Below are 8,397 nucleotides of genomic sequence, written 5' to 3' on the forward strand. Positions count from 1 at the left end.
GGCTCCTGGCTTTTGGGAAACAATCCGGCCGGGGCGGTCATGTACGATTCCAAAACCGGCCGCTGTTTTGACGGAATTGTGGCAAAGGAGACGATCAACCGGAATTCCGGCGCCGAATCAACCATTGAGGCGCTTTTGACGCTGCAGGCACTGCAGAACAACGCAATCAGCAGGACCTATTTGTTTTTCTCAAATCGATCGGAGAAAAGGACGGTTCAAAATAAAAATGGGCAGCGGCTGGTGTATCGCTGCTATTCAAACGGGAAAGGAAAAGAAATTTTTGTCTATCTCAATTTAAGCAACGGAAGGATGAATGTTTTAGAACCGGATGCGTGGAATCGTATGATTAATCCGAAAAATCATGACAAAAATGGAGGAATCTGATGAAAGAGTTATTTGTTCGCCACAACGATAATCCAATTTTGAGGCCGGAGAATTGGCCCTATAAAATAAACACAGTGTTTAATCCGGCAGCCACCATGCTGGATGGTGAAACACTGCTCTTAGCCCGGGTGGAGGACCGCACAGGTGTGTCGCATTTGAACGTTGCAAAAAGCAGGGACGGTGTGAGCAACTGGCAAATCTCCCCAAAGCCCGTTTTTACGGCAGATCCTCAGAATTATCCGGAGGAGCATTGGGGCGTGGAAGATCCGCGCATCACATTTGTGGAAGAGCTCCAGGCGTACGTTATTGCGTACACCGCCTATTCTCAGAACGGCCCGTTGGTTTCCCTTGCAAAAACCACTGATTTTGTGAAATTTGAACGCCTCGGTCCGATTTTGCTGCCCGAAAATAAGGATGCGGCTTTGTTCCCGCGCAAATTCGGAGATCGGTGGGCTGTTTTGCATCGTCCGTATCAAAGTGAACGGGATGCCCATATCTGGTTGTCCTTTTCGCCGGATTTGAAACACTGGGGCGACCATCGCGTTGTTTTGCACGCCCGAAGCGGGGCCTGGTGGGATGCCGGTAAAATCGGCATCGGCCCCCAGCCGATTGAAACCGAAATGGGCTGGCTGATCATTTACCACGGGGTTCAAAGGAAGGTTTCCGGAAGCATTTACCGATTGGGTCTGGCACTTCTCGATTTAGAGGACCCGCGAAACGTGATTTGCCGATCTGATGAATGGGTGTTTGGTCCCCGGGAATCGTATGAAACAAACGGGGATGTGCGGGATGTCACTTTCCCGTGCGGCGTGATTTACGATCAGAAAGCGGATCAATTGCGAATGTACTACGGAGCCGCGGATACTGCCATTGCGCTGGCAACGGCTAAAATGAGTGATATTTTAGCGTATTTAAAATCTTGTAGATAAATAATGTGAGGTGTTTCGCGGGAAAACGTGCAGGGCGGTTCAGTTAACCTGCATTATTCATAAAATTTCGCCACGAAGATTATAAAAATAAAGTAATAGGTGCCCCGAATGCGAAAATCAAAAATGCAAATATAAGGGATTGCTCTGTTTTTTGTCTTGATTTTCTTCAAAAATTTATTAATTTATTCAATCAAAAGAATTTGAGAGAAAAGGAATCCCTGCATGTCCGAAAAAAACGACAAAAAACAGACTAATTTTATTAAAGCCATTATTGACGACGACCTAAAATCAGGGCGATTCGATCGGGTACACACGCGCTTTCCACCGGAACCAAACGGCTATTTGCATATCGGGCACGCCAAATCGATTTGCCTGAATTTTGGGCTGGCGGAAGACTACGACGGCCTGTGCAATTTGCGCTTTGACGATACCAATCCCCTGAAGGAAGATCAGGAATATATCGATTCCATTATCGAAGACGTGCGCTGGCTCGGTTTTGACTGGGAAGATCGTCTCTTTTTTGCGTCCGATTACTTTGAGCAAATGTACGAATACGCTGTGCAATTGATCAAAAAGGGCAAAGCCTACGTGGACGATCTGTCTGCCGATCAGATTCGGGAATTTCGGGGAACGCTGACCCAACCGGGCGTCGAAAGTCCCTATCGCAACCGCAGCGTAGAGGAAAATCTGGATTTGTTCCAGCGCATGCGCAATGGAGAGTTTGGCGACGGTGAAAAGGTGTTGCGCGCCAAAATCGACATGAAATCCGGTAATTTAAATATGCGCGATCCCGTGATGTACCGTATTATCCACGCCGAACATCCGCGCACCGGGGACAAGTGGTGCATTTACCCGATGTACGACTGGGCACACGGTTTGGAGGATTCCATTGAGCGAATCACGCATTCCATTTGCACCCTGGAGTTTGCCGATCACCGTCCGCTGTACGATTGGTTCCTGGATGAACTGGGTGTGTACCATCCGCGGCAGGTGGAATTTGCCCGTTTGAATATTAATTACACGATTTTGAGTAAGCGGAAGTTGCTCAGGCTGGTGGAAGAAGGTCACGTAACCGGCTGGGATGATCCTCGTATGCCCACCATCGCCGGACTCAGGCGGCGCGGGTTTACACCGAAATCCATTCGTGATTTCAGCGACCGCATTGGGGTGGCCAAAAACAATACCGTGGTGGACATTGCTTTGCTCGAACACTGCGTGCGGGAGGATTTAAACGCACACGCCGAACGTCGAATGGTCGTACTTAATCCCCTCAAACTTGTTATTGACAACTATCCGGATGATCAGATCGAAGAATTGGTGGCTGAGAACAACCCGGAAGACCCCCAGGCCGGGACGCGCAACATTCCATTTTCCAAAACCATCTACGTGGAGCGGGAGGATTTTCGGGAAGAGGCCCCGCGGAAATGGTTTCGTCTGGCTCCCGGGAAAGAGGTCCGTCTAAAACATGCCTATTACGTCACCTGTACAGATGTTGTTAAAAATGAGCAGGGTGAGGTGGTTGAACTGCACGGTACGTACGATCCCCAGTCACGCGGCGGCTGGACGCAGGACGGTCGAAAGGTAAGAGGTACCTTACACTGGGTTTCAGCCGAGCACGCCGTGCCGGTGGAAGTCCGCTTGTATGATCACTTGTTTTTAAAAGAAAATCCGGACGACGTGGAGGAAGGACAGGATTTTACGGCGAATCTGAATCCCGACTCGTTGAAAATTACGACCCATGCTTTGGCGGAACCCAATCTTAAAGATGCCAGGCCCGGTGACCATTTTCAGTTTTTGCGCCAGGGTTATTTTTGTGCCGATTTAAAGGATCATTCGCCCGAACACCCTGTTTTTAACCGGACGGTTACGTTACGGGATAGCTGGGCTAAGATTGAAAAGAAATTGCAATCGTGAACGATTCCCTTTTAACCTGAAAAAATGAGGACCACAACGGCTAAAAAGCACAAAGGGTTTAATCTAAATTAAGTTATGAAGTTGATTCTACTGTCTTTTTTGTGGGGAAAAAGACTTTTTTGAAAATAGAACTTAGCCTCTTTTTGGCCTACCCCCTGACGCGGAGGTGTCCGAGAGAGTTTCATTGCCACGAGCTTTAGCTCGTGGAATGAGTTGGCTTCTGTTCTTTAGGGCTTTAGCCCCCTATTTTTGTGAATCCTTGGGCTAAAGCCCGGCAGATATGTGATGTCCATTTCATCCACGACCTGAAGGTCGTGGCAATGAAAAGAGCCAGAAAAAATCAACCCGTTCGAATGATTTTTTGGAGGGGCACAAGACCCAGCGGTTCAACCTGTGAGTTGCTTGAATTGTTTCATTGGAGGGGGGGCAGGAATGAATGGTTTCTGTCACGTAAAGAAATTTTGTTTGTCAAACTTCCTGAGAACAAATCTACAAAAATTCCAGTAGAGCCACAAATTAGTGTAGGCAAGATGCGTGTCTTGCATTTTTCAAGCGTTTTCGCCCCGGCACCCAATAAAACACCCTTTGCAATTTGGTATCTTGGTAGTAGCTGAACGATTCAGATCAGCCTTTCACAGAAACGAATCGACCAAAGAAATCAGGCGAAGGTTATTTCGGAACGAATCCGAATCAATGTTGTCGCGGGTTCTGAAACCAATTTCTACCGATCTGTCGGGAATCAGATCAAAATAATTATCTGTGAAAAACCCTTCAGCCGAATCAAGAGACAAAAAGACATCTTTGGCGAATCGATCGGTTTGAAGAGTGATAGAAAAGCCTTCCGGTGCCGGAGAAACCTGCGCTAAAAGGGCAGGTTTTTTTAGTGCCAAATCTTTTGGCGGAACAAAAAACAGGGTGTTTTTCGAAAGCTCCTTCTCCGCGTGTTGCAGGCGAACCACCAGAAAAACCTCACCGGAATTGTGACTTCCCAGTACATCGTCCCGCAATACGTCAACATATATCCGACTGGAAGTAGGCGGAATGTCTACGCGTTTTTGGCTCTCCCAGAGACGTTTCCCTTCCATTGAAAAAAGCTCCATTACCAAATCGGCAGACACGGATTTTGGTTCATCCGAGACAATGAATACCTGAATGCGATCCTGGTTGTCAATCATTGGGCTTACGAGAATTGGACGGTAAAACCGTCGGGCATAATAATGAAGGGCCTTCCAGCGGCCGAAATAGTCGATGCTGGACCAGGACGCTACCGGCCAGCAATCGTTAATTTGCCAGTATAACGATCCCATACAACGGGGTCGAAGTCTGCGAAAATGTTCCGTGCCGGCTTTAATTCCCTCGGCCTGCAGGACCTGGCTCACGTACAAAAAGGAGGGAAAATCCTTGGGGTCCCGGTAATATCGGCGCATGTAATTGTAAATTCGCTGGTTGCCTCCGCCGTCTTTTTGATGGATCAACATGACCGGCGTGTCCATTCGCCAGTCTTCCGGGCGTGAAAAGGCCCGGACGGATGCCATTTCGGGAAAGGATTGGAACCCGTACTCGCTCACAAAACGGGGGTGTACGTCTCGATAGGCCTCAAAGGGTTTTCCCCCGTGCCAGACATCCCAGAAATGCACATCTCCCCTATCGGGACTGCTGGGCGTGGCCTTCAGATTGGAGCTTGGAGAACTGGGCCAGTAGGGTCTATCGGGATCAAACCGGCGGCACACGTCGGGCAACAGGTGATGAAAAAGCTTCTTGTAATTATCCCACACCTCGTCCGGAAGATTTTTCTTCCAGCCCCATTCCGACCAACTGGCTTCAATTTCATTGTTTCCACACCAGAGGGCCAAACTGGGATGGTTTCGAAGGCGTACGATTTGATCGACGGCCTCTTGTTTCACATTCTCCAGAAATTCGGAATCCCCCGGGTACAAACTACAGGCAAACATAAAATCCTGCCAGACGAGGATCCCCATTTCGTCGCAGAGGTCGTAAAACGTGTCGGCTTCGTAAATGCCGCCTCCCCATACACGAATCATATTCATGTGGGCATCCCGGCTGGATTGAAGCAGATGACGATAATCCTCTTCGGAAAGGCGGGAAGGAAAACTGTCTGCCGGAATCCAGTTGCCGCCTTTTGCAAACAGGGGAACGCCATTTACGACGAATTCAAAGCTCTCTCCCCATTGATCGGGCTTTTGACGCAGTTCGATCGTACGTAACCCGATTCGCCGGGAAACGTGCCCCAGCTGTTGAGCGCCTTGCTGCAGCGTTACATCAATTGTGTACAGGACGGGTTCTCCCATTCCATTGGGCCACCAGAGCCCGGGGTTTGGAATTTCCAGATCAATCGAATACGCGTGTTTTCCCGATTTGACATCAATTTCCTTTAAGACGGGGGCGAAAGAATCATTCTCGGAACGAAGGGAAAGCTGGAATTTTCCGTCAGATTCTGCCTGAATTTCTACTTCGGCCGTCAGGGCAGCCTGTTTTTCCGAGAGATCATTTTGGTGAATCCAAACGTCCGAAATTCGGGCCGTTTCCCAGATATCCAGGAAGATTGGCTTCCAGATTCCCATGGTCACAAATCGGGGTCCCCAATCCCAGCCGAACTGGTAGGGGGCTTTTCGTGTGTACGGGCTGGTTTTAAATTCCTGGTCGTGAGCGGAGGGCAGCACATAGGGAAGGCCTTTCAGCTGCGGCAGGACGTGGTTAACCGGTGAATGAAACAGAATGCGAAGGGTATTCTTTCCTGCCTGCACAAAGGGGTTACAGGAGACTCGCCATTCCCGGAACATGTTGTCGGTTTTTAGAATGAGGTGGCCATTTAAATAGACATCGGCGTAGGTGTCGAGGCCCTTAAAAACCAGGTCGATGTTTTTCTGGTTCAGATCGTTTGCCGTAAGTAAAAATTGTGTTTGGTATTCCCAGTCCTTCTTTTCGATCCACTGAAGTTTTTTTTCGTTATCCCGGTAAAAGGGATCGGGAATAAGACCCGCGTTTAACAAATCCGTGTGGACACATCCCGGAACGGTGGCAGGAAGCCAATCGGATTTACCAAACTCTCGAAACTGCCAATTCTTTTGTAGCTGCAAGGTGGTTTCTCTTTTCTTTTCTGTTGTTTTTAATTCGGGTTAAAGTACTCCAGATAATTGGAAATAAAGTACAAAACAAATTGAACTTTTTCAACCCAAAATTTTATTTACGGACCCATTATTTTGGAGCCAACTTATTTTATTTTAAAAGGGATTTGAAAAAAATAGGGACTTTTAATACAGGCAATGGCTAATAAAATATCGGTCAACAAATGGTAATTGTAGGGGTGATTCACGAATCGCCCTGATAAAAAAGCGACCTTGCGAAGGTTATGATTCCACAAAATTACACCGTTGAAGAATACGATTTGCGTTTTGTCAAAAAAACCTTCGCAAGGTTAATGATATGAATGCAGTCGGTGTGATTTGCTGCTATTGAAAGGCCCCCTATTTTTTTAAATATGAAAATTATCCTTGACAAGTAACTTTAGCTACTCTATATTCTATAAATAAAACTTCACTTTTCGGGAACCCAAATCTCATAATTTCCTTATTCAGCAATACGTTATCGCTTGTTCGATTTTTCATGCTTTCACACGTGGTTTTCCTTTTGTTTTTCTCAGCCGGTTGGGTAACAAATTCCTAAAATCTCCAGCTTCTTAAGTATCTGCTTCCTGAACACTATGCACACGAAGACTCATGTTTGTCAGATGATGAGCGTTTTTGTACATGTACTCAAATGCGTGGTAGTTTTTACACGTGTTTATTGTGAACGAACCCCAAAAAAGAAGCTTGGAAATTCCCTCGGTCAAGAGGATCTAACTCTAAACAGGAGGTCGAAATGAAAACAAAACAGGGTAGGATTTTTTTGTTGCTGTTTCTTCTTTTGTTCGTTTCGGTGGTTGCGGGATGCTCAACCTCCAGAACACTTCTCTACCAGTCACGGGTAAAAGTTGGAGGGTATTATCAGCAGCAAATCGCAAAGGAATATGAAGATGGCACAGGGAGTGTTACGCTCATCAAGAAGGGAGAATATCCGCAATGGATCCCCGGCGTAAAGACTCATTTTGCGTATCTTGAAAGAAAGCCGGGCAATCCCCACCTGAAACTGTGGGTGGCCAAACAAGATGGAACGAATCCGGTGGCGCTGACCAATTTTGAGATTCACTTCGATTATTCCTGGTCTCCGGATGGAAAGTGGCTAGTGGTATCGGATTCCCGGGACGGGAATTATGAAATCTACAAAATAAAAAGGGACGGCACCCAATCGATTCGATTAACGAACAATTTCTACACGGATCAATTCCCTCGGTGGAGCCCAAAGGGGAATAAAATCGTGTATGTGTCGACAGGCGGGGGAGCGAATAATAAATTGTTTCTCATTAATGCCAATGGGCAGGGGTCTCCAAAACAGCTTACACCATCGAATTTGAGGATTTATGCAAGTTTATATTCCCACCCGTGCTGGTCTTTTGATGGCTCACAGGTGGCATTTATTGCACATTCCGGGACGTCTTTTGACGTCTTTACGGTTGATGTGGCTTCGGGTAAAATTCAGAATATTACAAATAAAAAAAGGGTGTTTGAACATGTGTATTGGTATGACCATTACATTTTCTTTTTTGATTACAACACCCTGTACCGGTATGACACAAAGTTGAAAAAAATTGATCCTCCATCGGGTCTGGGCAGTTTCCCGGGTGAAACGCCCCACAGCCCCCTTTCCGTAAATGCATCACATGTATTTTTCTCATACGCAAAGGATGGTTCAAAACCTCCCCACATTTATAAGGTACAGCATTATACGGGCCAGCTCACGGATATTGGGGAGGGAAGCAACCCCGATATTTGGTAAGTCATTGACACTCTCCCCAAAAAACGGTTTCAACGGCTTATCATGTAAGCACGGAGTTTTGATGATTGGATTGTTGCCGGGAACACGTCTGGAATTCCGTTAAAAAAGAAGTCCCTCGGAAGTCAAAGACTCCCGGGGGACAATCGGAATCACTTGAATTTTACTGTCCATTGAATCGGTGATTTCTGACCTTGAAAGGCCACTTTTAGCACGTTTCCGGTTTGCGTATGATACAGAACGTTGGCATTTGACTGAACTGTTGAAAACATCATTCCGC

5 protein-coding genes are annotated in these 8,397 nt (G+C 46.9%); 4 read left to right on the forward strand and 1 reads right to left on the reverse strand.

From position 1 onward, the window contains the following. From GXO76_15885 to GXO76_15895, 3 genes are all read left to right on the forward strand, one after another. On the forward strand, nucleotides 1–384 hold a 384-nt coding region (locus tag GXO76_15885; GenBank protein ID NOY79333.1), incomplete at its 5' end, for a hypothetical protein. Beyond that, the gene (locus tag GXO76_15890) at nucleotides 384–1,313 is read left to right on the forward strand and encodes a glycosidase (GenBank protein NOY79334.1); all 930 of its coding nucleotides are present in this window, start codon (nucleotides 384–386) and stop codon (nucleotides 1,311–1,313) included. The genes GXO76_15885 and GXO76_15890, both read left to right, overlap by 1 nt. A 222-nt stretch (nucleotides 1,314–1,535) precedes the next feature. Then, the gene (locus tag GXO76_15895) at nucleotides 1,536–3,227 is read left to right on the forward strand and encodes a glutamine--tRNA ligase/YqeY domain fusion protein (GenBank protein ID NOY79335.1); all 1,692 of its coding nucleotides are present in this window, start codon (nucleotides 1,536–1,538) and stop codon (nucleotides 3,225–3,227) included. Nucleotides 3,228–3,859: 632 nt separating this feature from the next. Here the strand turns inward: GXO76_15895 and GXO76_15900 are convergent. Further along, on the reverse strand, nucleotides 3,860–6,325 hold the full coding sequence (locus GXO76_15900; GenBank protein NOY79336.1) for a glycoside hydrolase family 2 protein: 2,466 nt from the start codon (nucleotides 6,323–6,325) through the stop codon (nucleotides 3,860–3,862). Between the two features lie 781 nt (nucleotides 6,326–7,106). Here GXO76_15900 and GXO76_15905 point away from each other — a divergent pair. Then, nucleotides 7,107–8,120 carry a hypothetical protein gene (locus GXO76_15905; protein ID NOY79337.1) on the forward strand — a complete coding sequence of 338 codons (1,014 nt, stop codon included), beginning with the start codon at nucleotides 7,107–7,109 and terminating at the stop codon, nucleotides 8,118–8,120. The last annotated feature ends 277 nt before the right edge of the window (nucleotides 8,121–8,397 follow it).

The organism is Calditrichota bacterium (assembly GCA_013151735.1).
Classification (GTDB): Bacteria; Zhuqueibacterota; JdFR-76; order JdFR-76; family BMS3Abin05; genus BMS3Abin05.

What these genes read in the sequence shown, in the direction of transcription:
- GXO76_15895 (NOY79335.1), top strand. Translation starts at nt 1,536, where the DNA reads ATGTCCGAAAAAAACGACAAAAAACAGACTAATTTTATTAAAGCCATT.
- GXO76_15905 (NOY79337.1), top strand. Translation starts at nt 7,107, where the DNA reads ATGAAAACAAAACAGGGTAGGATTTTTTTGTTGCTGTTTCTTCTTTTG.
- GXO76_15890 (NOY79334.1), top strand. Translation starts at nt 384, where the DNA reads ATGAAAGAGTTATTTGTTCGCCACAACGATAATCCAATTTTGAGGCCG.